The sequence below is a fragment of the Variovorax sp. FW305-3-2-15-B-LB1 genome (assembly GCF_058787635.1).
This window is the reverse complement of the sequence record NZ_JBYSZY010000037.1, coordinates 1-19,232: the sequence shown is the minus strand read 5'-3', so window position 1 is coordinate 19,232 and position 19,232 is coordinate 1. Positions and strand designations below refer to the sequence as shown.

Below are 19,232 nucleotides of genomic sequence, written 5' to 3'. Positions count from 1 at the left end.
GTCGGGGTCGTCATGACAGCCAGCGCTTGCGGCGCTTGTAGTGCTTCAGCTCGCGGAAGCTGCGCGATTCGCCGCTGCCGCCCACGCCCAGGTAGAACTCGCGCACGTCGGGGTCGGCCGCGAGGCGCTCGGCGCTGCCGTCGATCACGACCTTGCCGCTTTCCATGATGTAGCCCGTGTGGGCGATGGCCAGTGCCACGCTGGCGTTCTGTTCCACCAGCAGCATCGAGGTGCCGCGCTCGGCGTTGATGCGCGCGATGATCGTGAAGATGTCTTCCACCAGCTTGGGCGACAGGCCCAGCGAGGGCTCGTCGAGCAAGATCAATTGAGGCTGCGCGACCAGCGCGCGGCCGATGGCGAGCATCTGCTGCTCGCCGCCCGAAAGGTAGCCCGCGAGGCCCTTGCGGCGTTCGTGCAGGCGCGGGAAGTAGGCATAGACGTCGTCGAAGTTGCGCGACGCCGGCGCAGCGCCCGCACGGCCCGTCAGCGCGTAGGTCGCAGCGACGAGGTTCTCTTCGACCGTGAGGTCTTCGAACACGCGCCGGCCCTCCATCACATGGCTCAGGCCGCGCCGCACCAGCTGCTGCGGCGCGAGCCGCTCGGTCGGCGCGCCGTCGAACACGATGCGCCCGGCCTCGACCTCGCCGTCTTCCAGCGCGAGCAGGCCCGACACCGCCTTCAGCGTGGTCGACTTGCCCGCGCCGTTGCTGCCCAGCAGCGCCACGATCTGTCCGCGCGGCACGGCCAGCGACAGGCCGCGCAAGACTTGCACGACCTTGTTGTAGACCACCTCGATGTTGTTGACCTCCAGAACGAGGTCGGGCGGTGCCGCGCGCGCGTCCATCGTGTCGGTCAGTTCAGTGCGATCCAGTCGGAGGCCGGCACCATCTTCTGCGCCTTCATGTCGGCCTTGTAGACGCGGCCCACGGGAATCGAATTGCCCTTGATGGTGATCGGCGTGCCGATGATCCCACCGGTGTCGAAGTCCTTGATGGTGTTGAGCGCGGCCTTCAGGTTCTTGCCGTCCAGCGGCTTGCCGGCGTCGAGCGTGCGCTTGGCGGCCTCGGTGAACAGCATCGCCGTGAGGAAGCCCTGCGTGTAGGCCGTGCTCTGGTACTCGGGGCGCAGCGCGCGGATCTTGTCGAGCATCGGCGCCTTGGCCGAGGTGTCGTAGTAGTAGCGGTAGGGCATGACGCCCATGAAGCCGTCGCCGCCTTCGCCCATCTTCATGACGGTGGAGCTGTCCATGGTCCAGAAGGTGCCCATCCACTTGCTGGTCATGCCCATCTGCTTGCCCTGCTGCACGAACTCGGGAATGGGCGCCAGGATGTAGCCGTGGAAGATCGTGTAGTCGGGCGCGGCGCGGCGCAGCTTGATGACCTCGGTCGACACGTCGACGCTGCCCGCGGGCGTCATAAGCTTCACCGGCACGCTCAGGCCCAGCTTCTTGGCAGCAGCTTCGCTGGCCTCGATGGGGTCGCGGCCGAACTCGGAGTCGGAGTACACGAAGGCCACCTTCGCGCCCGGCTTTTCCTTGGCGATGTGGCGCAGCAGGATGCCGATCTGCTCGGTGTAGTCGGGGCCCACGAGGAACTGGTTCGGGTACTTGGCCGGGTCATTGAGCTCGGTCGCAAACGAGGCACCCGCCATCAGGATCTGGCCGCCGCGGTCCAGCTCGGGGTTGATGGTCTTGGAGAAGCCGGTGGAGTCGCCGTAGTAGAGGTTGACCTTGTTCTGGCTCGTGATCTTCTTGAAGGCCGCCACCGACACGTCGACCTTGTAGCCCGTGTCTTCCGGCACGTAGCGCAGCTTGCGGCCCTTGATGCCGCCCGCGTCGTTGACCATCTTCACGTAGTCGGCAATGCCGGCGTTGATGCCCACGCCCGCGAAGGCGAACACGCCGGTCATGGGGATCGAGCCGCCGATGACGATGTCCTCGTTGCCTTGCGCGTTCGCCGCGAACGGCACGGCGGCGGCCAGGCCCGCGGCGATCAGCAGGGCGCGGCGCTGGGGGGAAAGCTTCTTCGTTGTCTTGGGCATGTGTGTCTCCTGGTTCTAGTTACGAAACGGCCATAGATGGAAAAAGCGGCGCAGGCGCCGCCACACTTCTGCGAGCCCGTGCGGCTCGAACACCAGAAATCCGACGATCAGCAGGCCGAAGACGACGGTGCGCACCGGCGAGAGGAACACGGTCATCTCGACGCCGCCCGGCAGCAGGTCGACCACCAGCTTGAGCAGCTCGGGCACCATGGTCATGAACACGGCACCGAAGATGCCGCCCAGGATGGTGCCCATGCCGCCGACGATGATGGCGGCCAGGAAGAAGATCGACATCAGCAGCGGAAAGCTCTCGGGCGTGACCACGCGGAAGAAGTAGGCCCACAGGCCACCGGCCACACCTGCGTAGAACGACGACAGCCCGAAGGACAGCAGCTTGTAGCGCAGCAGCGGAATGCCCAGCACCTCGGCCGAGATGTCGCGGTCGCGGATGGCGATGAAGGCGCGCCCCACGCGCGTGCGAAACAGGTTGGCCGCGCCGAGCACCATGAGCACCATCACCGGCACGATCACCCAGTACAGGCGAAACGACGTGTCCAGCGGCAGGCCGAAGAGTTGCGCGGGCGGCAGCGAGATGCCCGTGGTGCCTCCCGTGAGCTTGAGGTTGGCGAACAGGAAGTGCGTGATGAACGACGCGGCGATGGTCGCGATGGCCAGGTACAGGCCCTTCACGCGCAGCGACGGGATGCCGACGACCAGCCCGCCGAGCATCGCGACCACGCCGCCCGCGAGGATGTTGAGCAGGAAGGGCGTGCCCAGCCGCGTCTGCATGATCGCGACGGTGTACGCGCCCAGGCCCATGAACGCGGCCTGCCCCAGGCTCACCAGGCCCGTGTAGCCGGTGAGGATGTTCAGCCCCGTGGCGCTCGCCACGTTGATGGCGACAAGGCACGCGAGGTACAGCCAGTAGTCGCTGGCCATGAAGGGGAACAGCACGAGCAGCGCCGCGCCGATCGCGAGCCACACCTTCTGCGTGCGCGAATCGAACAGCGCCGCGTCGGCGATATAGCTTTGCTTGAGGGTGCCGATGCGCATGGCTAGAGCCTCTCGATCTCGTGCGTGCCGAAGAGCCCGTACGGCCGCACCATCAGCACGAACACCAGCACGATGAAGGTGGCGAGCAGCTTGTACTCGCCGCCGAGGTAGGAACCCGCGAGCGCCTCGATCAATCCGATGAGCACGCCGCCCACCAGCGCGCCGAGCACGCTGTCGAGCCCGCCGACGATCACCACCACCAGCACCGACAGCCCGAACACGCCCATCGACGACGAGATGCCGCCGATGGCGCCGACGATGATGCCGGCCACCGCCGCGATCATGGCCGAGGCCACCCAGGCCAGCGAGAACACGCGCGGCACGTGGATGCCCATCGAGTAGGCGGCGGCCTGGTCCGAGGCTGTGGCCCGCAGCGCCACGCCGCCGCGCCAGAAGCGGAACAGCAGCAGCACCAACCCGATCAGCACCACCGCGATCAATGCGCCGTAGGCGATCTTGGGCGCCAGGAAGGCCTCGCCGATCATCACGGGCGTGTTGGGCAGAAACTCGGGCAGGCGGCGCTGGTCGGCGGTCCAGATGATCTCGACCAGCCCGACGAGGATCGACGCCAGCCCCACCGTCACCATGAACACCGAGATCGGCGGTTCGCCCAGCAGCGGGCGGATCATGGTGCGCTCGATCACCGCGCCCAGCAGGCCGGTGCCGATCACCGAGCCCAGCACCGCCATCCAGATCGGCAGCGAGAAGCTCGCGGCGAAGGTGAAGAACAGGTAGGCGCCGACCATCAGCATCTCGCCGATGGCGATGTTGACCACGCGCGTCGCCTTGTAGATCAGCACGAAGGCCAGCGCCGCCAGCGCATACAGGCCGCCGCCGGCGATGCCGGTGAGCGCGATCTCGAAGAGGTAGGCCCAATCCATCAGGCGGCTCCCACGGCAGCTTCGCCACGCAGCCGGCGACGCAGCTCGCCCACGTCGCCCGCGCCGAGGTAGGCGCGGATCACTTCCGGGTCGGCCTGCACCTGCGCCGGCGTGCCTTGCGCAATGACCTGGCCGAAGTTGAGCACCACGACGTGGTCCGACAGGTCCATCACCATGCCCATGTCGTGCTCCACCATCAGCACCGTGATGCCCCATTCGCGCCGCACATCGAGGATGAAGCGCGCCATGTCTTCGGTCTCTTCGCGGTTCATGCCGGCCACGGGTTCGTCGAGCATCAGCACCTTGGGCTGCATGGCCAGCGCGCGTGCCATTTCGACGCGCTTTTGCAGGCCGTAGGGCAGGGCGGCCACCGAGGCGTGGCGGATGTGGTCGATCTCGAGGAAATCGATGATGCGTTCTTCCACGTCGCGGCGCAGCTCGGCCTCTTCGCGGCGCGCGCGGCCCAGGTAGAAGAGGGCGTCGAACACGTTGGTCTTCAGGTGGGTATGGCGCCCGAGCTTGATGTTGTCGAGCACGGTCATGCCGCGGAACAGCGCGATGTTCTGGAAGCTGCGCGCCAGCCCGAGCGCGGCGCGCTTGGGGGCGGGCAGGCGGGTGATGTCCACGCCCTCGAACAGCACGCGGCCCTGCGAGGGCTTGTAGAAGCCCGAGATGGTGTTGAACAGCGAAGTCTTGCCCGCGCCGTTGGGCCCGATCACTGCGGTGATGGAGCCGGGCGCCACGCTGAAGCCGACGTTGGTCAAGGCCTTCACCCCGCCGAATGCCAGCGTCAACGCCTCGGCCTGCAGCACCGGGGCCGGGGCGGAAGGTGCGGACATGGAGGTATCCCGTCGAGTCTCGTCAGGCATGGCTAAGGGGCGCGCCGCAAGGTCAGGGTTTGTGTCCAGCAGCGAAATGCTACTGGCCCGTAAAATTCCTACTGGCCGGTAATGTCCGTGTTCGCCGCAGTTCGCGGCATCGGGACTTTCCCCGCCCGCACAAACCCCATGCCCCGTTCCTCCGCCGTTCCAGCTTCAGCGCCAACCTCTCCGTGGGCGCCTGCCGACCGCCGTGCGCAGCAGCGCGAGGTCAAGCGCATGGCCGTGTTGCGCACGGCCGCCCAGCTCTTCAACGAGCGCGGCTTCCACGCGACCTCGCTCGACGACATTGCCGAGCGGCTCAACGTGAGCAAGCCCACGCTGTACTACTACATCGAGAACAAGGACCAGATCCTGCTCGAGTGCGTGAAGATGGCGCTGGACCTCATGCAGACCGGCATCGGCGAGGTGCGCGCCGCGGGCGGCAGCGCCATCGACCAGCTCAAGGCCTGCATGCGCATCTACTCGGGCGTGGTCACGCAGGACTTCGGCATGTGCGTGATCCGCATCGGCGAAGACCCGCTGCCCGATCCGCTCAAGAAGGAGTTGCGCCGCCTCAAGGCCGGCATCGACGGGCATTTCCGCCGGCTGATCGAAGAGGGCGTGGCCGAAGGCGCGCTCGCGCCCTGCGACCCGAAGATGGCGGCCTTCATGCTGGCCGGCGCGCTGAGCTGGATCGGCCGCTGGTACCGCCCCGACGGCGACCTCACGCCCGACCAGATCGCCGACCAGGGCATCGAGCTGCTGCTCAACGGCGTGCTGCAGCGCGCCCCGACGAAAGCGAACCCATGACTTCAGAGACTTCTTCTTCGCCCCTGCTGGTGGGCCGCGAAGGCGCGGTGGCCACGCTGCGCTTCAACCGGCCGGCCGCGCTCAACGCCATCGACGTGCCGATGGCCACCGCCTTCCTCGCCGCCGCGCGCACCCTGGCTGCCGACAGGAGCGTGCGCGCCGTGCTGCTGAGCGGCGCGGGCAAGGGCTTCATGGCCGGCGGCGACCTCGGCGTGCTCAGCGCCGACCCGAAGCAGGGCGCGGCCGACCTCATCGGCCCGCTGCACGAGGCGCTGACCGTGCTCGACGCCATGGACGCGCCGCTGGTCGCGCAGGTGCACGGCGTGGCGGCCGGTGCGGGGCTGAGCCTGATGCTGCAGGCCGACTTCGTGCTCGCGGCCGAGGGCACGCGCTTCAATCTGGCCTACGTGAACGTCGGCACCAGCTGCGACGTCGGCGCCTCGTGGGCGCTGCCGCGCCTGGTCGGCATGCGCCGCGCGCTGGAGATCGCGATGCTCGGCGACACCTACGACACCGCCGCCGCCGAGCGCATGGGCCTCATCAACCGCGTGGTGCCAGCGGCCGAGCTCGCAGCCGAGGCGATGGCGCTCGCGCAGCGGCTGGCCAAGGGCCCGACCGTGGCGCTGGGCCACCTGCGCCGGCTGATGCGCGGCTCGCTCGACCGCGACCTCGCGAGCCAGCTCGACGCCGAGTCGGCCGCGTTCCAGTCGTGCGCGGCCACCGCCGATTTCCGCATCGGCCTTGATGCCTTTTTCGGCAAGAAGCCCGCGGCCTTCACGGGCCGCTGAAGAATTCGCTGTTTTCGTTTTTTCAATCCAGGAGATCCATCCCATGACTTCACGCGACATCTTCGTGGTCGGCACCGCCCGCACCGCCATCGGCACCTTCGGCGGCGCGCTCAAGGACGTGCCCAACACGCAACTGGCCACCACCGCCGTCAAGGCCGCCATCGAGCGCAGCGGCGTGGCCGCCGACGCCATCGGCCATGTGGTCATGGGCAACGTGATTCCCACCGACGTGAAGGATGCCTACCTGAGCCGCGTGGCCGCCATCGACGCGGGCTGCCCGATCGAGACGCCGGCCTTCAACGTGAACCGCCTGTGCGGCTCGGGCCTGCAGGCCATCGTGTCGGCGGCGCAGGCCATTGCGCTGGGCGACTGCGACATCGCCATCGGCGGCGGCTCCGAATCGATGAGCCGCGGCCCGTACTTCGACACCTCGGCCCGTTATGGCGCTCGCATGGGCGACGCGGTGCTGGTCGACTACATGCTGGGCATCCTGCACGACCCGTGGGAGAAGATCCACATGGGCATCACGGCCGAGAACGTGGCCGCACGCTACGGCATCACGCGCGAGCAGATGGACGAACTGGCCGTGACCAGCCAGCAGCGTGCCGCCGCCGCCATTGCCGCGGGCCGCTTCAAGGAGCAGATCGTTCCGGTCGAGGTGAAGACGCGCAAGGGCATCGTGCTGTTCGACACCGACGAGCACGTGCGCGCCGACACCACCGTCGACACGCTGTCGAAGATGAAGCCCGCGTTCAAGAAGGACGGCCTCGTGACCGCCGGCAACGCCTCGGGCATCAACGACGGCGCCGCCGCCGTGGTGCTGGCCGAAGGCGGTCGCGTGAAGGCGCTGGGCCTGAAGCCGCTGGCGCGCCTCGTGGGCTACGCGCACGCGGGCGTCGAGCCGGCGTACATGGGCATCGGCCCGGTGCCGGCCACGCGCAAGGTGCTGGAGCGCACGGGCCTGAAGGTCGGCGACTTCGACGTGATCGAGTCGAACGAAGCCTTCGCCGCGCAGGCCTGCGCCGTCATCAAGGAGCTGGGCTTCGATCCGGCCAAGGTGAACCCGAACGGCTCGGGCATTTCGCTGGGCCACCCGGTGGGCGCGACCGGCGCGATCATCACGACGAAGGCGATCGCCGAGCTGCACCGCACGGGTGGCCGCTACGCACTCGTGACCATGTGCATCGGCGGCGGGCAAGGCATTGCCGCCGTGTTCGAGCGCGTTTGAGGGCACACTCGCGGGCATGCTCCGCCCCCCACTCCTGATCGACCCCGACGAGGTCGAGATCAGCGCCATCCGCGCGCAGGGGGCGGGCGGGCAGAACGTCAACAAGGTGTCGAGCGCGGTGCACCTGCGCTACGACATCCATGCCAGCTCGCTGCCGGCCGATGTGAAGGAGCGGCTGCTCGCTCTGCGCGACAGCCGCATCACGCAGGAAGGCGTGTTCGTGCTCAAGGCGCAGCAGCACCGCACGCAGGAGATGAACCGCGCCGACGCGCTCGCGCGGCTGCAGGCGGTGATCGACAGCGTGGCCACGCCGCCGCGCGTGCGGCGCGCCACCAAGCCCACCTACGGTTCGAAGCAGCGCCGGCTCGAAGGCAAGAGCCAGCGTTCGCAGATCAAGAGCCTGCGCGGGCGGGTGCAGGACTGACCGGCTTGTCGCCGCGCAGCCGCTTGATCTGCAGCGTCACGCCGACCACGTACAGCGCGCCGAGCACCGCGGTGATCGCCTTCAGCTCGGGCGCCTCGGCGTTCGGCAGCAGCGGCGCGCCCAGCGGAAATCGCGTCAGCGTCTCGGTGAAGGCCGGAATCCAGTGGAAGAGAAAGCTCGCCGAATAAGCGACCGCCTCGATGTAGCGCGACTTCGCCCCGAGCCGCCCGTACCCCGCCAGTGCGCCGACGGCCAGTGCCACCAAAGTGATGATGCCCAGCGCATGCGGCTTGCCGAAGCCGCCGTGCTGGAAGATGCCGAAGCCCGTGAGGCAGGTCAGCACCGTGGTCCAGACGAAGACCTGGCCCAGGCCGGTGCGCAGGGTGATTTCCTTGTAGCGCAGCAGGGCCCAGATGCCTGCGAACACGGCGATCAGGCTGATCGCGGTGTGAACCGTGCCGAGTGACGTCAATCCAAGCCATCCTGTGGGTGCCATGCGGATCTCCTCGTGGTCGTGGTGCGGTATTCTGGCGCGGCGCCCGCCTTTTTGCCATGTGTGCCCATTCGTTTCAGGGCAGGTCTTCTGGCCCGCCCCGAGCGCTGTGTCACCTTCGGCAAGCACAATCGGGGCCATGAGTGTTTTTGTTCGTCGCACGGGAATGGTGCTGCTGATGGCGGTCGCGGGCAGCCTGCTGTCCGCCTGCAGCCCGGACGCGGCCCAGGGGCAGGGCGCGGCCAGCGCGCCGGCCGCGCAGGAGATGGCCTGGGACGCGCTGGTGCCCAAGGAGTGGGACCCGACCCAGCGCTACCGCAACATCAGCCTCGAAGCGCTGCGCGACAACGACCCGCGCGCGATCCAGATGCTCGACGAGATGCGCGCCGTCTGGGACAACGCGCCGGTCAACGTCGCGCTCGACGGCAAGCCCGCCAGGCTCTCGGGCTTCGTGGTGCCGCTCGATGCCACGCAAGACGGCATCCGCGAGTTCCTGCTGGTGCCGTACTTCGGCGCCTGCATCCACACCCCGCCGCCGCCCGCCAACCAGATCGTCCACGTGATCGCGCCCGCGCCCGTGAAGGGGCTGCACGCGATGGACACGGTGCGCGTGAGCGGCACGCTCAAGGCGGCGCGCTACGCATCGGCCGACATGGGCGTGAGCGGCTACGAGATCGCGTCGGCGGCGGTGGAGCGGGTGGCGGTCACGCAGGGACCGTGAAGGCCGCCAGCTCCCCCAGGGCCGGCTGCAGCAGCCGGTAGCTCAGCCGCTCGGCCACCCGGAACGCGCCGAGCCCTTCATAGAACGCAATGCCGCGCGCATTCGTCGCCTTCACGGGCCAGTCGATGCGGTGGCATCCCTTGGCGATGGCTTGCGCGGCCACCCATGCCATGAGGGCGCGGCCCGCCCCGGCGCTGCGGTGGCCCGACTTCACGTAGAGCTCCTTGAGCTGGCAGTGCCTGCGTTGCTCCGGGGCGAAATCGACCAGCGAGAAGACCCAGGTGATCGCGGCCAGCCCGACCACGGTGCGCGCGTCTGTCGACGCCACCACGAGCTGGTGCGGCGACCCGGGTGCGAGGAGGTTGCCCAGCAGGTGCTCGCGCACCAGCTCGCGCGGCACGCGCGCGCCTTCGTTGTAGAAGCCGTGCAGTTCGGTCAGCAGCTCGATGAGCGAGTCGTGTTGGGCTTCGGACACCAGGTCGACGTGCATGGCATTTCCTTGGGGATGTGTCTTCGTGACTGCCGGATTCTGGCCCGCCCCGGATTCACGACGATCTTGTTACTCCCCGCTCCAGCCCTCGCGCGACTAGATTGCCCTTCACCACTTCGAAAAGGACAAGAACCATGAACCCGGCCTACACCGGCGGTTGCGCATGCGGCGCCATCCGCTACGAGATTTCAGGGGAACCCGTGTTCCAGAACGACTGCCAGTGCCTCGACTGCCAGCGCAAGAGCGGCACGGGCCACGGCTCGTACCTCAGCTTCGCAGGCGCCGAGGTGAAGCAGACCGGCGCGGCCACGCTGTGGAGCCTCAAGGGCGACAGCGGCAACATGAAGACGCGTGCGTTCTGCCCGACCTGCGGCTCGCCCGTGTACATGACCTTCGCGGCGATGCCCGGCGTCTTCACCGTGCATGCCGCGAGCCTGGACGACCCTGGGCGCTACCGGCCGCAGGCGGTCACGTACGCGGTGCGCGGGCACGCCTGGGACTTCCTCGATCCGGCGCTGTCGAAGTTCGAGCGGATGCCGCCGGGCTGAACTCAGCCGGTCAGCCCATCCGCTGCGACAGGAAATCGAGGAACGAGGTGATGCGCGCCGACAGCTGCGTGTTGCGGTAGTACACGGCGTTGACGGGCTGGCGCACGTCGACCGTGTCCTTGGGCAGCACCTGCACCAGCGCGCCGCTGGCGCGGTCTGCGGCGGTCATGAAGTCCGACAGGCAGACGATGCCCACGCCGGCCAGCGCGAGCTGGCGCAGCGTCTCGCCGCTGGACGCGACCACGGTGGGCGCGATGGTCCATTCGTCGCCGTGCACGCCGCGCAGCGGCCAGCGGTTGAGCGACTCGGGCTGCGTGAAGCCCAGCAGCGCGTGGCCGGCCAGCTCGTCGACCTTGCGCGGCTTGCCGTGGGCCTCGAGGTAGGCGGGGCTCGCGAGCACGCGCAGCCGGTGCGTGCCGAGCGGGCGCGCGTGCAGCGTGGAATCGCGCAGCGGTCCGATGCGGATCGCCACGTCGGTGCGCCGCTCCAGCAGGTCGATGGGCAGGTCGTCGGTGTCCAGCTCCAGGCTGATCTGCGGATAGAGCCGGCGGAACTCCGGCACCAGCGGCACGATGGCGTGCAGCATGAAAGGCGAGGCCGCGTTCACGCGCAGGCGGCCGGCCGGCTGCTGGCGGCGCGCGGCCATGTGCTCCTCGGCATCGTCGATCGCGTCGAGGATGGCGCGCGTGCGCTGCAGGAAGGCGGCGCCTTCCTCGGTGAGTTCGAGCCGCCGCGTGGTGCGGCGCATCAGCGTGGTACCGAGCTTCTGTTCGAGCCGGCTCAACGCGCGGCTGATGCCCGACACGGTCTGGCCCAGCTGGTCGGCCGCGGCGGTGATCGAGCCGGTGTCCACCACGGCGCGGAAGGCGACCAGTTCTTCGATGGTGGTTTTCATGGCGCCCGTGCTGGGGAAGAGGCGCGCGGTCAGGCCGCGGCTTCGGCTTCTTCGGGCATGTCGATGCGCGGCATCAGCGCGGCCAGCGCCTCGGCGTCGGTGCGGTAGCTGAAGAGCATCGGCCCCGGTGCGAGCAGGCCGGCGCGTTCGAGCACCTGCATGGCTGGCAGCTTCATGCCGCTCAGGTGCAGGCGCACGCCCTTGGATTCCATCATCCGGCGGATCGAGCCGAACACCTCGGCACCGGTGATGTCGATGCGGTTGATCGGCTGCGCGAACAGGCACACGTCGGTCAGGTCGGGGCGCTCGGCCAGTGCGACCGTGAGCGCGCGCTCCAGCGTGGAGGCGGAGGCGAAGTCGAGTTCGGCGTCCATGCGCACCGCATACAGCTGCGGCGCGAGCGGCGGCAGCTTCCAGAGGTGGCGGTCGCGCAGGCTGCCGTCGGGATGCAGGCCCACTTCGATGATGCGCGGGTGCAGGTGGCGGTACATGTAGTGCGCCAGGCTGGCGAGCAGACCGCCCAGCACGCCCCAGTAGATGCTCGGCGCGGTGGCGATGGTGAGCACGAAGGTGCCGAAGGCGATGCCGGCCTCCAGCTTCGAGATGCGCCACAGCGCCGTGAAGCTCGACGGCTTCACCAGCCCGAGGATGGCCGTGACCACCACCGCCGCCAGCACCGCCTGCGGCACGTGGTACAGCAGCGGCATGAGCCACAGCAGCGCGCCGGCCACCACCGCCACGCTGAACAGCGTCGCCCAGCCGGTCTGTGCGCCCGCGTAGAGCGTGATGGCCGAGCGCGAGAACGACGAGCTGGTGGGGAACGACCCCGTGAAGCCCGAGGCCAGCTTGGCCAGGCCCTGTCCGATCAGGTCCTGGTTTTCGTTCCACAGCGTGCCGGCGCGGCCGTTGTCGACCTTGGCGCTCGAGGCGGTCTCCAGAAAGCTCACCAGCGTGATCATCAGCGCGGGCAGCACCAGCGCGCTGAAGGTGTGCGCCGGCAACAGGCCGGGCCAGTAGAACGAGGGCAGGCCCGAGGGCAGGGCGCCCACCACGGCGCCGCCGCGCAGCGCGTAGTTGATGCTCCAGCTGATGGCGGCTGCGCCGGCCACCAGCGCCATCGTGGTCGGGAAGCGCGGCACCCAGCGCTTGCCCAGCCACAGCACGGCGATACTGCCCAGGCCGAAGGCGATGGCCGTGAGGTCGGGCAGTGGCCCGCCCTGCAGCACCTGCGGAATGGTGCGGCCCGTGAAGCCCAGCAGCGCGGGCAGCTGCGAGATCGCGATCAGCACCGCCGCGCCCTGTGTGAAGCCGATCAGCACCGGCGAATTGACCAGCCGCAGCAGCCAGCCGAAGCGCCCCGCGCCGAGCACGATCTGGATCGCGCCCGACATCAGCGTGAGCCACACCGCCATCGCCACCCATTCGTCGCTGCCCGCCACCGCCAGCGGCGCGAGCGACGCGCCCACCAGCAGGCTGGTGAGCGCGGTCGGCCCCACCGACAGCCGCTGCGACGAGCTGAACATCACGGCGATGAGCGCCGGGAACAGCGCCGCGTACACGCCCGTGACCAACGGCATGCCGGCCAGCGCCGCATAGGCCACGCCCTGCGGCAGCACCATCAGCGCGACGGTGATGCCGGCCATGGCCTCGTTGCGCAGCAGCGCGGCGGACGGTCGGGGCCAGCCGAGGCAGGGAACCCGGCGTGCGAGGCGCTGGCGAAGAGACGGTGCGGGGGAAGAGGAGGGAGAAGCCGGATTCATGAAGCGGGGCGCGCGCACGGCGGACACGCCGCGCGCGGAGAGCGGGAGAGAGAAAGAGCCTAGATCAGTGAGGTCGCGTTCTTCAGGACGTAGTCGCAGGCCTTTTCCTTGACCTTCGACGACAGCCCCTTGAGGTTGAGCGACTTGCCGTCGCCGCCCTTGAGCAGGCCCTTGGCACCGCTCGCGAAGTCGTTTTCCTGTTTCTTCTGGCCGGTGATCTTGGCCAGCAGCTTGTCCTTGACGGAGGCGGCATCGCCACCGAGGTAGTTGTTCTTGACGCAGTACTCGAGCACGCCGGCCGCGCTGCCGATGGTGCTGGAGCCGATGGCGGGCATCTTGAAGCCGCCGAGGCTGAGGCCGCTGAGCGCCGAGCTGCCACCGCTGCTGTTGCTGCTGCCTTGCGAGTTGACCGCCGCGCCGGCCTGTTCTTTCAGCTGGTCGAGCAGGTTGTTGGCCTGCACCGAAGCGCCTGCGGCGAGCAGGGCAAGGGCGACGAATGTGGAGCGAACGTGCATGGTGGCCTCCTTGGACGGACATGGGGGGAGAAGCGCCCACCAGCATACCGGAGAGCCCGGAATGTCTCTATCGCGCGGGGCACAGCGCCGCAGGGGACGCACGGCCCGCAAGAGCACGCAGTTCAGCCTCGGCGGAACAGCAGCACGGAGTTCGTGCCGCCGAAGGCGAAGGAGTTGCTGATGGCGGCCTCGAGCGCGGGGGCGGCGCTGTCGCCGGGGGCGACGAGGTTCATCCGGCAGTCGGGGTCGACCTCGGCGCAGTTCGCGTTGGGTGGCAGCTCGCGCCGGTGCAGCGCCAGCACGGTGATCAGCGCCTCGATGGCCCCGGCCGCGCCCAGCATGTGGCCGTGCAGCGCCTTGGTCGAGCTGACGCGCAGGGCGTCGAAGTCGGCGCCCCAGACCTCGGCCAGCGCGTTGCGCTCGACCACGTCGCCGATGCGCGTGGCCGTGCCGTGGGCGTTGCAGTAGCCCACGTCGCGCGGCTGCAGGCCGGCCTGGCGCAGCGCGGCGCGCAGGGCGCGGGCCTGGCCCGGTGCGTCGGGCTTGGTGAGGTGGGTGGCATCGCTGCTCAGGCCCCAGCCGGCCAGCGTGGCGTAGCGGCGGGCGCCGCGCGCGCGGGCGCGCTCGGCCGATTCGAGGATGAGGAAGGCCGAACCTTCGCCCAGCGCAAAGCCGCTGCGATCCGTGGCAAAGGGGCGCACCGCGCCGGCCGCTTCGCCGGGCTGGAAGCCGGCCAGCGTCTGCATGGCCTGCCAGGCCAGCACCACGCCCGGGACGATCAGCGCTTCGCTGCCGCCCGCGATGGCGATGTCGACCTCGCCGCGCTGCACCGCCTTGGCGGCCTCGGCGATGGCCACCGACGACGAGGCGCAGGCGACCGAGTAAGTGAGCACCGGGCCCAGCACGCCGTTGCGCATCGCCACGTGGGCGGCCGGCGCGTTGGGCATGAAGGCGGGAATGGTGAGCGGCGAGACGCGCCCGTTGCCGCGGTAGGCGGCTTCGAGCGCGGCGGCGCCGCCCATGCCGCAGCCGGCGTAGACACCGACGCGTTCGGCATCGACGCCGGCATCGCCCAGGGTCAGGCCGGCATCGCGCAGGGCGAGGTCGGCGGCGGCCACGGCCAGCTGGCTCACGCGGTCGACGCCCGCGAGCTGCAGCTTGGTGAACCAGCGCGTCTCGTCGAAGGCGACCGTGGCGGCGGCGGCGGGTTTGGGGAGTTCGGGAAAGACCGGGGCGATGGCCGAGCGGCCCTGCAAGAGCGCATCGAACAGTGCGTCGGGCGCGTCGCCATGCGGCGCCATGACGCCCAGTCCGGTGACGGCGACTTCGTGCGTGCTCACGCTGTCTTGGCGGCCCGGACCTTGTCGACCAGCTGCGCGAGCTCGGCCAGGGTGTCGATGCTCGCGTCTTCGTCGGGCATGGTGATGCCGAAATGGTCTTCGATGGCGAACAGGAATTCGGCCAGTGCCAGCGAATCGAGTCCGCCGGTTTCACGCATCGAGGCGTGGGGGTCGAGCTTGGACGGTTCGATGCCGTACTTCTCGTGGATCAGGTCCTGCAATTCCTTCAGCGAACTCATCTGCGATGCCTGTCGTCTTGTGCCGCCGTTGATCGATGGGCTGCCTGTCCCTTGCGGGTGGCGGGCCACGGGGTCGACCCTTCCTCGTTCGGCCTGTGTTGATGATCAATGGTGATTGATGATATCCGCTTCGACCTTAGGGAAATCCTCGGGGCGGCCCCGGATCAACGGGGGCCGGGGCGCCAGCGCAACGAGGGCAGCGCAAAGGCCAGCCCGAGCAGCGCGCCGGCCACCGCGTCGAGCACCACATGCTGCTTGACCGCCAGCGTGGAATAGGCAATGGCGGCAAACCAGGCCCAGTTGATCGCCTGCAACAGCCACGGCGTGCGCGCCGCGCGCAGCACGTCGGCCAGGCGCACGGCGGTGAAGATGGCGACCGCCACGTGCATCGAGGGGCAGGCGTTGCCCGCCGCGTCCACGCCCTGCAGCATCGCGAAGCCGGGGTAGCCCGAGACGTCGATGTCCAGCGGCGGGATCTGCGTCGGCCAGAAGTAGAAGAGGCCCAGGCCGCTCAGGCACAGCGCGCCGATCCACAGCCCGTAGACCACCAGCTCGCGAAAGGTGAGCTGCAGCCCCGGCGCAAAGCCCACGTACACCCACAGCGACAGGTAGGCGCCGAGCGTGTAGGGCTGGAACGGAATCAGGTGGTCCAGCGCCGTCAGCGGCATCACCGTGACCGGGAAGGCCGGGTTGCGCAGCAAGTGGAAGTAGCCGATGAAGAACAGCCAGGTGAAGGCCGTGGTGCCGACCGCCTTCAGCAGGAAATGGCGGCGGATGCGCAGCCAGATGTCGGCGGTCCACGTTGCAGGCCTGGCCTCGGCCGCGATGTGCAGGGGGATCGGTGAGTGCATGGTGTCGGTGTCGGTCGCCGATCTTGCCAGAGCACCATGGCGTGCCCCGCCCATGCCCTGTGGCATCAAAGGGTGGCCGGTCGCTTGCGGTGCTGGAATGAGGTGGGCGAGCGCCCGGTGGCCGCCTTGAACATGGCGCAGAAGGCGCTGTCGGTGGCGTAGCCGCTGGCCGACGCCACCTGGCTCACGGCCATGCCGCGCGCCAGCAGCGGCAGCGCGTGCGCCATCACGGCCTGCTGGCGCCATTGCTGCCAGCTCATGCCGAGCTGGTCGCGGAACAGCCGCGCCACCGTGCGCTCGCTGGCGCCGATGGCGGCGGCGCGCTCGGCCAGCGTGGCGCGGTCGGCCGGGTTGCGCAGCAGCGTCTCGCACAGCTGGCGCAGGCGCTTGTCGGAGGGCAGCGGCACGTCGATGCGGATCTGCGTGGCGCGCTCGACCTCGTCGACCAGCAGCGGCGCGATCATGCGTTCGCGCTGCGGCGCATGCGGGTCGGCCGGCGGCAGGCCGTCGGGGGTGGTGTCGAGCGCGAGCATGAGGGCGCGCAGCAGCGGGCTAATCTCGAGCACCTCGCACTTCTCCCAGGTGGGCGCGATCCAGGCGTGCAGATAGACGGTGCGCAGCTCGGCGTCTTCGATCAACGTGATGCTGTGCGGCATGTTGGCTGGCACCCACAGCGCGCGCGACGGCGGCACGATGTAGCTGCCGTCCTGCGTGCTCAGGCGGATCACGCCGCGCGTCGAGAACGTGAGCTGCGGCCACGGGTGCTCGTGCAGCTCGACCAGCGTGTCGGCGCTCAGGAAGTGTTCCTTGGCGCGCAGCGGGCGCACCGCGTCGGGGGCGTACAGGTGCGGCGTGAGCGGGCCCACGCTGTTGGTCGGCGCGGTGGGCGTGCCGCGCGCCTTGGCGGGAGTGGCTGGCTCGGGAGCGGGCGGAGCGTGAGGGGGAACGGCGCTTGGCATGGTTTCGACAAATGTTGTCGCTGTATCGCCATTCTGCCGCGTCGGTGCCGCATAGCATCGGTGCCCGCACCGGTTTTTTGTAGCAATCCATGTCATCCACTTCCTCGACAGCCGTTCCCGCCACCACTTTGCGCACCGACGCCCAACTGATCGGGCTGGTCGGCCTGGCGCATGCGGTGAGCCATTTCAGCCAGCTGATCCTGGCGCCGCTATTTCCCTGGCTGAAGGACGCGTTCCAGGTGAGCTATGTCGAGCTCGGGGCGGTGCTCACCGTGTTCTTCGTGGTCTCGTGCATCGTGCAGGCAGCCTCGGGCTTCATCGTCGACAAGCTGGGCCCGCGCCCGGTGTTGTTCGTCGGGCTGGGCGCGCTGGGGCTCGCGGCCTTCGGCTATGCCATGGCGCAGAGCTACTGGATGCTGCTGGCCTGCGCCGTGGTCGGCGGCATCGGCAACGGCGTGTTCCATCCGGTCGACTACACGCTGTTCAACCGCAAGGTCGCGCCCACGCGCCTGGGCCATGCCTACAGCGTGCACGGCATCACCGGCAGCCTGGGCTGGGCGTTGGCGCCGGCCTTCGTGGTGCCGATCGCCATCGCCTTCTCGTGGCGCGTGGCGCTGGCCTCGGCCGGTGTGGTGGCGATCGTGGTGTTGCTGATCCTGTGGTTCTACCGCAGCGTGCTGGCGCTCGATGCTGCGGCCGTGCACAAGGCCACGGGGCAGGGCGAGCCCGCGCCGGTGGGCGGCGAGTTCGACTTCCTGCGCATCCCGGCCGTGTGGATGTGCTTCGGCTTCTTCTTTTTCTACGCCGCCGTGATCAGCGTGGTGCAGACCTTCGCGCCCGTGGCGGCCGGCCACCTGCACGCGGTGCCGGTGGCGCTGGTGGCGGTGTGCCTCACGGTCTACATGGTGGCGAGCGCGGCCGGCATGGTGGTGGGCGGCTTCCTGGCCTCCGACCCGTCGCGCTGCGAGCGCATCGTGGGCGCGGGCTTCGGCGTGGCGGCGGCGCTGGCGCTGGTGCTGGCCTTTGCACAGTTTCCGCCGGTGATGGTGCCGGTGCTGTTCGGCGCGATGGGTTTCGTCTCGGGCATCGCCGGGCCGTCGCGCGACCTGCTGGTGAAGAAGTCGACGCCGCCCAACGCGACCGGGCGCGTCTACGGCGTGGTGTACGCGGGCCTGGACATCGGGCAGGCCGTGGCGCCGCTGGTGTTCGGCCGGCTGATGGACCACGGCCAGTACACGAGCGTGATTGTCGGGCTGGCGCTGGTGCAGGGCGTGCTGATCGCCAGCGCCTTCAATGTGCGGCGCGTGCGGCGTACGGCGCTGGTGCCTGCGTCGGCGTAGGCCACTTGGGCGCGGGGGGCGGCCCCCTATCATCGGCCGCATGCAAGCCTTGTATGTCTATGTGATCGTCGGCGCTGTGCTGGCGGGGTTCGTGCAGGGCCTGTCGGGCTTTGCCTTTGGCATGGTCGCGATGTCTGTGTGGGCCTGGACGCTGGAGCCGCAACTGGCCGCCGTGCTCGCGCTGTTCGGCGCGCTTACGGGGCAGGTGATCGCAGCGCTCACGGTGCGGCGGTCTTTCGACAAGCGCATCCTCTGGCCCTTCGTGCTTGGCGGCCTGGTCGGCGTGCCCTTCGGTGTCTGGCTGCTGCCGCATCTGGACATCGTGCTGTTCAAGGTGTGCCTGGGCACGCTGTTGGTGCTGTGGTGCCCGGCGATGCTGATGTCGCAGCACTTGCCGAAGATCACTTTTGGCGGTCGCGCAGCGGACGGCGTGGCGGGTGCCATCGGCGGTGTGATGGCGGGCATCGGCGGCTTCTCGGGCGTCGTGCCGACGTTGTGGTGCACGCTGCGCGGCTTTCAGCGCGACACGCAACGTGCTGTGATCCAGAACTTCAACCTCTCGATGCTGGCTGTGGCCTTTGCGGTGCATGTGGCGAGCGGGAGCATCGGGCGGTCGGTTTTGCCGTTGCTGGTGTTGGTCGCGGCGGCTGTTGCTGTGCCGGTATTGCTGGGGGCGCGGCTTTACATCGGGATCAGTGAAGCGGCGTTTCGCAAGATCGTGTTGAGCTTGTTGACGTTGTCTGGGGTTGCTATGTTGGCTTCGGCTTTGCCTGCCTTGCTGGCTCGTTGAACTTGGCGCGTGGGTTTGCTTTCCGGGGCCGGGAGTTCCGCCCGGCGGCGGACTCACTTTCTTTTGCTTCGCCAAAAGAAAGTAAGCAAAGAAAAGGCGACCCCACTGTCTGCGACCCTCCGCTTCGCTGCGGGCAACCTGCGGTGCTCGCGTTTCGCGGGGTCTCGCAGAACTCGCTTCGCTCAAACAGCTGCGAGCCCTGATCCG

General features: G+C 68.9%; 22 protein-coding genes. 8 read left to right on the top strand and 14 right to left on the bottom strand.

All coding sequences use genetic code 11. The features are described from left to right. Nucleotides 1-10: 10 nt before the first annotated feature. Genes AC3WQR_RS21185 through AC3WQR_RS21165 form a run of 5 tightly spaced genes read right to left on the bottom strand, consistent with a single transcriptional unit; the run spans nucleotide 11 to nucleotide 4,813 of the window. Nucleotides 11-844, bottom strand: a complete 834-nt coding sequence (locus AC3WQR_RS21185) for an ABC transporter ATP-binding protein (protein WP_099796242.1) — start codon at nucleotides 842-844, stop codon at nucleotides 11-13. 8 nt (nucleotides 845-852) lie between these two features. Next, nucleotides 853-2,040: an ABC transporter substrate-binding protein gene (locus tag AC3WQR_RS21180; RefSeq protein WP_307586122.1), complete on the bottom strand. Its 1,188-nt coding sequence runs from the start codon at nucleotides 2,038-2,040 to the stop codon at nucleotides 853-855. Nucleotides 2,041-2,055: 15 nt separating this feature from the next. Then, nucleotides 2,056-3,093, bottom strand: coding sequence for a branched-chain amino acid ABC transporter permease (locus AC3WQR_RS21175; protein ID WP_070059585.1), 1,038 nt, complete (start codon nucleotides 3,091-3,093; stop codon nucleotides 2,056-2,058). A 2-nt stretch (nucleotides 3,094-3,095) separates the two neighbouring features. Continuing rightward, on the bottom strand, nucleotides 3,096-3,974 hold the full coding sequence (locus AC3WQR_RS21170; protein ID WP_492743435.1) for a branched-chain amino acid ABC transporter permease: 879 nt from the start codon (nucleotides 3,972-3,974) through the stop codon (nucleotides 3,096-3,098). Beyond that, nucleotides 3,974-4,813 (bottom strand): ABC transporter ATP-binding protein, encoded by an 840-nt coding sequence (locus AC3WQR_RS21165; protein WP_492743431.1) that lies wholly within the window; start codon nucleotides 4,811-4,813, stop codon nucleotides 3,974-3,976. Before AC3WQR_RS21165 ends, AC3WQR_RS21170 begins: the two co-directional genes overlap by 1 nt. A 168-nt stretch (nucleotides 4,814-4,981) precedes the next feature. Here AC3WQR_RS21165 and AC3WQR_RS21160 point away from each other — a divergent pair, with 168 nt between their 5' ends. From AC3WQR_RS21160 to arfB, 4 genes are read left to right on the top strand one after another with little or no spacing between them, the layout of a single operon-like run. Continuing rightward, on the top strand, nucleotides 4,982-5,644 hold the full coding sequence (locus tag AC3WQR_RS21160) for a TetR/AcrR family transcriptional regulator (protein ID WP_492743429.1): 663 nt from the start codon (nucleotides 4,982-4,984) through the stop codon (nucleotides 5,642-5,644). Continuing rightward, the gene (locus tag AC3WQR_RS21155) at nucleotides 5,641-6,432 is read left to right on the top strand and encodes an enoyl-CoA hydratase/isomerase family protein (RefSeq protein WP_492743427.1); all 792 of its coding nucleotides are present in this window, start codon (nucleotides 5,641-5,643) and stop codon (nucleotides 6,430-6,432) included. The genes AC3WQR_RS21160 and AC3WQR_RS21155 overlap by 4 nt, the downstream gene beginning before the upstream one ends. Nucleotides 6,433-6,475: 43 nt before the next feature. Next, nucleotides 6,476-7,660, top strand: a complete 1,185-nt coding sequence (locus AC3WQR_RS21150) for an acetyl-CoA C-acyltransferase family protein (protein ID WP_492743425.1) — start codon at nucleotides 6,476-6,478, stop codon at nucleotides 7,658-7,660. A 16-nt stretch (nucleotides 7,661-7,676) separates the two neighbouring features. After that, nucleotides 7,677-8,084: an alternative ribosome rescue aminoacyl-tRNA hydrolase ArfB gene (gene arfB, locus AC3WQR_RS21145; RefSeq protein WP_062472954.1), complete on the top strand. Its 408-nt coding sequence runs from the start codon at nucleotides 7,677-7,679 to the stop codon at nucleotides 8,082-8,084. On the opposite strand, the gene AC3WQR_RS21140 is transcribed toward arfB, so the two are convergent. Continuing rightward, nucleotides 8,053-8,580: a DUF2306 domain-containing protein gene (locus AC3WQR_RS21140; protein WP_492743423.1), complete on the bottom strand. Its 528-nt coding sequence runs from the start codon at nucleotides 8,578-8,580 to the stop codon at nucleotides 8,053-8,055. The genes arfB and AC3WQR_RS21140 overlap by 32 nt on opposite strands. A gap of 136 nt (nucleotides 8,581-8,716) precedes the next feature. Here AC3WQR_RS21140 and AC3WQR_RS21135 point away from each other — a divergent pair, with 136 nt between their 5' ends. After that, nucleotides 8,717-9,298, top strand: coding sequence for a DUF3299 domain-containing protein (locus AC3WQR_RS21135; RefSeq protein WP_139706795.1), 582 nt, complete (start codon nucleotides 8,717-8,719; stop codon nucleotides 9,296-9,298). Here AC3WQR_RS21135 and AC3WQR_RS21130 read toward each other — a convergent pair. After that, nucleotides 9,282-9,788, bottom strand: coding sequence for a GNAT family N-acetyltransferase (locus AC3WQR_RS21130; RefSeq protein ID WP_492743421.1), 507 nt, complete (start codon nucleotides 9,786-9,788; stop codon nucleotides 9,282-9,284). The genes AC3WQR_RS21135 and AC3WQR_RS21130 overlap by 17 nt on opposite strands. Nucleotides 9,789-9,922: 134 nt before the next feature. Here AC3WQR_RS21130 and AC3WQR_RS21125 point away from each other — a divergent pair, with 134 nt between their 5' ends. Next, a complete protein-coding gene (locus AC3WQR_RS21125; RefSeq protein ID WP_492743419.1) occupies nucleotides 9,923-10,336 on the top strand; it encodes a GFA family protein in 414 nt (137 codons plus the stop codon). Between the two features lie 10 nt (nucleotides 10,337-10,346). Here AC3WQR_RS21125 and AC3WQR_RS21120 read toward each other — a convergent pair whose 3' ends face one another. The 7 genes from AC3WQR_RS21120 to AC3WQR_RS21090 all read right to left on the bottom strand — a co-directional run bounded on the left by AC3WQR_RS21120 (nucleotide 10,347) and on the right by AC3WQR_RS21090 (nucleotide 16,895). Further along, complete coding sequence (locus tag AC3WQR_RS21120) at nucleotides 10,347-11,231, bottom strand: LysR family transcriptional regulator (protein ID WP_070059579.1); 885 nt, start codon at nucleotides 11,229-11,231, stop codon at nucleotides 10,347-10,349. Nucleotides 11,232-11,260: 29 nt separating this feature from the next. After that, complete coding sequence (locus tag AC3WQR_RS21115; protein WP_492743417.1) at nucleotides 11,261-12,991, bottom strand: SulP family inorganic anion transporter; 1,731 nt, start codon at nucleotides 12,989-12,991, stop codon at nucleotides 11,261-11,263. Between the two features lie 59 nt (nucleotides 12,992-13,050). Then, complete coding sequence (locus AC3WQR_RS21110) at nucleotides 13,051-13,506, bottom strand: DUF2501 domain-containing protein (RefSeq protein WP_487849215.1); 456 nt, start codon at nucleotides 13,504-13,506, stop codon at nucleotides 13,051-13,053. Nucleotides 13,507-13,628: 122 nt separating this feature from the next. Further along, nucleotides 13,629-14,846 (bottom strand): beta-ketoacyl-[acyl-carrier-protein] synthase family protein, encoded by a 1,218-nt coding sequence (locus AC3WQR_RS21105; protein WP_492743415.1) that lies wholly within the window; start codon nucleotides 14,844-14,846, stop codon nucleotides 13,629-13,631. Beyond that, nucleotides 14,843-15,085 (bottom strand): acyl carrier protein, encoded by a 243-nt coding sequence (locus tag AC3WQR_RS21100; protein WP_070059577.1) that lies wholly within the window; start codon nucleotides 15,083-15,085, stop codon nucleotides 14,843-14,845. The genes AC3WQR_RS21105 and AC3WQR_RS21100 overlap by 4 nt, the downstream gene beginning before the upstream one ends. Nucleotides 15,086-15,249: 164 nt before the next feature. Further along, nucleotides 15,250-15,936, bottom strand: a complete 687-nt coding sequence (locus tag AC3WQR_RS21095) for a phosphatase PAP2 family protein (RefSeq protein WP_062473052.1) — start codon at nucleotides 15,934-15,936, stop codon at nucleotides 15,250-15,252. A gap of 65 nt (nucleotides 15,937-16,001) precedes the next feature. Next, the gene (locus AC3WQR_RS21090) at nucleotides 16,002-16,895 is read right to left on the bottom strand and encodes an AraC family transcriptional regulator (RefSeq protein WP_235926665.1); all 894 of its coding nucleotides are present in this window, start codon (nucleotides 16,893-16,895) and stop codon (nucleotides 16,002-16,004) included. A gap of 89 nt (nucleotides 16,896-16,984) precedes the next feature. Here AC3WQR_RS21090 and AC3WQR_RS21085 point away from each other — a divergent pair, with 89 nt between their 5' ends. Both AC3WQR_RS21085 and AC3WQR_RS21080 read left to right on the top strand, forming a co-directional pair. Further along, nucleotides 16,985-18,235: an MFS transporter gene (locus AC3WQR_RS21085; RefSeq protein ID WP_492743412.1), complete on the top strand. Its 1,251-nt coding sequence runs from the start codon at nucleotides 16,985-16,987 to the stop codon at nucleotides 18,233-18,235. A gap of 40 nt (nucleotides 18,236-18,275) precedes the next feature. Next, on the top strand, nucleotides 18,276-19,025 hold the full coding sequence (locus AC3WQR_RS21080) for a sulfite exporter TauE/SafE family protein (RefSeq protein ID WP_095950752.1): 750 nt from the start codon (nucleotides 18,276-18,278) through the stop codon (nucleotides 19,023-19,025). Nucleotides 19,026-19,232 lie beyond the last annotated feature (207 nt).

What these genes read in the sequence shown, in the direction of transcription:
- AC3WQR_RS21185 (WP_099796242.1), bottom strand. Translation starts at nt 844, where the DNA reads ATGGACGCGCGCGCGGCACCGCCCGACCTCGTTCTGGAGGTCAACAAC.
- AC3WQR_RS21180 (WP_307586122.1), bottom strand. Translation starts at nt 2,040, where the DNA reads ATGCCCAAGACAACGAAGAAGCTTTCCCCCCAGCGCCGCGCCCTGCTG.
- AC3WQR_RS21175 (WP_070059585.1), bottom strand. Translation starts at nt 3,093, where the DNA reads ATGCGCATCGGCACCCTCAAGCAAAGCTATATCGCCGACGCGGCGCTG.
- AC3WQR_RS21170 (WP_492743435.1), bottom strand. Translation starts at nt 3,974, where the DNA reads ATGGATTGGGCCTACCTCTTCGAGATCGCGCTCACCGGCATCGCCGGC.
- AC3WQR_RS21165 (WP_492743431.1), bottom strand. Translation starts at nt 4,813, where the DNA reads ATGTCCGCACCTTCCGCCCCGGCCCCGGTGCTGCAGGCCGAGGCGTTG.
- AC3WQR_RS21160 (WP_492743429.1), top strand. Translation starts at nt 4,982, where the DNA reads ATGCCCCGTTCCTCCGCCGTTCCAGCTTCAGCGCCAACCTCTCCGTGG.
- AC3WQR_RS21155 (WP_492743427.1), top strand. Translation starts at nt 5,641, where the DNA reads ATGACTTCAGAGACTTCTTCTTCGCCCCTGCTGGTGGGCCGCGAAGGC.
- AC3WQR_RS21150 (WP_492743425.1), top strand. Translation starts at nt 6,476, where the DNA reads ATGACTTCACGCGACATCTTCGTGGTCGGCACCGCCCGCACCGCCATC.
- arfB (WP_062472954.1), top strand. Translation starts at nt 7,677, where the DNA reads ATGCTCCGCCCCCCACTCCTGATCGACCCCGACGAGGTCGAGATCAGC.
- AC3WQR_RS21140 (WP_492743423.1), bottom strand. Translation starts at nt 8,580, where the DNA reads ATGGCACCCACAGGATGGCTTGGATTGACGTCACTCGGCACGGTTCAC.
- AC3WQR_RS21135 (WP_139706795.1), top strand. Translation starts at nt 8,717, where the DNA reads ATGAGTGTTTTTGTTCGTCGCACGGGAATGGTGCTGCTGATGGCGGTC.
- AC3WQR_RS21130 (WP_492743421.1), bottom strand. Translation starts at nt 9,788, where the DNA reads ATGCACGTCGACCTGGTGTCCGAAGCCCAACACGACTCGCTCATCGAG.
- AC3WQR_RS21125 (WP_492743419.1), top strand. Translation starts at nt 9,923, where the DNA reads ATGAACCCGGCCTACACCGGCGGTTGCGCATGCGGCGCCATCCGCTAC.
- AC3WQR_RS21120 (WP_070059579.1), bottom strand. Translation starts at nt 11,231, where the DNA reads ATGAAAACCACCATCGAAGAACTGGTCGCCTTCCGCGCCGTGGTGGAC.
- AC3WQR_RS21115 (WP_492743417.1), bottom strand. Translation starts at nt 12,991, where the DNA reads ATGAATCCGGCTTCTCCCTCCTCTTCCCCCGCACCGTCTCTTCGCCAG.
- AC3WQR_RS21110 (WP_487849215.1), bottom strand. Translation starts at nt 13,506, where the DNA reads ATGCACGTTCGCTCCACATTCGTCGCCCTTGCCCTGCTCGCCGCAGGC.
- AC3WQR_RS21100 (WP_070059577.1), bottom strand. Translation starts at nt 15,085, where the DNA reads ATGAGTTCGCTGAAGGAATTGCAGGACCTGATCCACGAGAAGTACGGC.
- AC3WQR_RS21095 (WP_062473052.1), bottom strand. Translation starts at nt 15,936, where the DNA reads ATGCACTCACCGATCCCCCTGCACATCGCGGCCGAGGCCAGGCCTGCA.
- AC3WQR_RS21090 (WP_235926665.1), bottom strand. Translation starts at nt 16,895, where the DNA reads ATGCCAAGCGCCGTTCCCCCTCACGCTCCGCCCGCTCCCGAGCCAGCC.
- AC3WQR_RS21085 (WP_492743412.1), top strand. Translation starts at nt 16,985, where the DNA reads ATGTCATCCACTTCCTCGACAGCCGTTCCCGCCACCACTTTGCGCACC.
- AC3WQR_RS21080 (WP_095950752.1), top strand. Translation starts at nt 18,276, where the DNA reads ATGCAAGCCTTGTATGTCTATGTGATCGTCGGCGCTGTGCTGGCGGGG.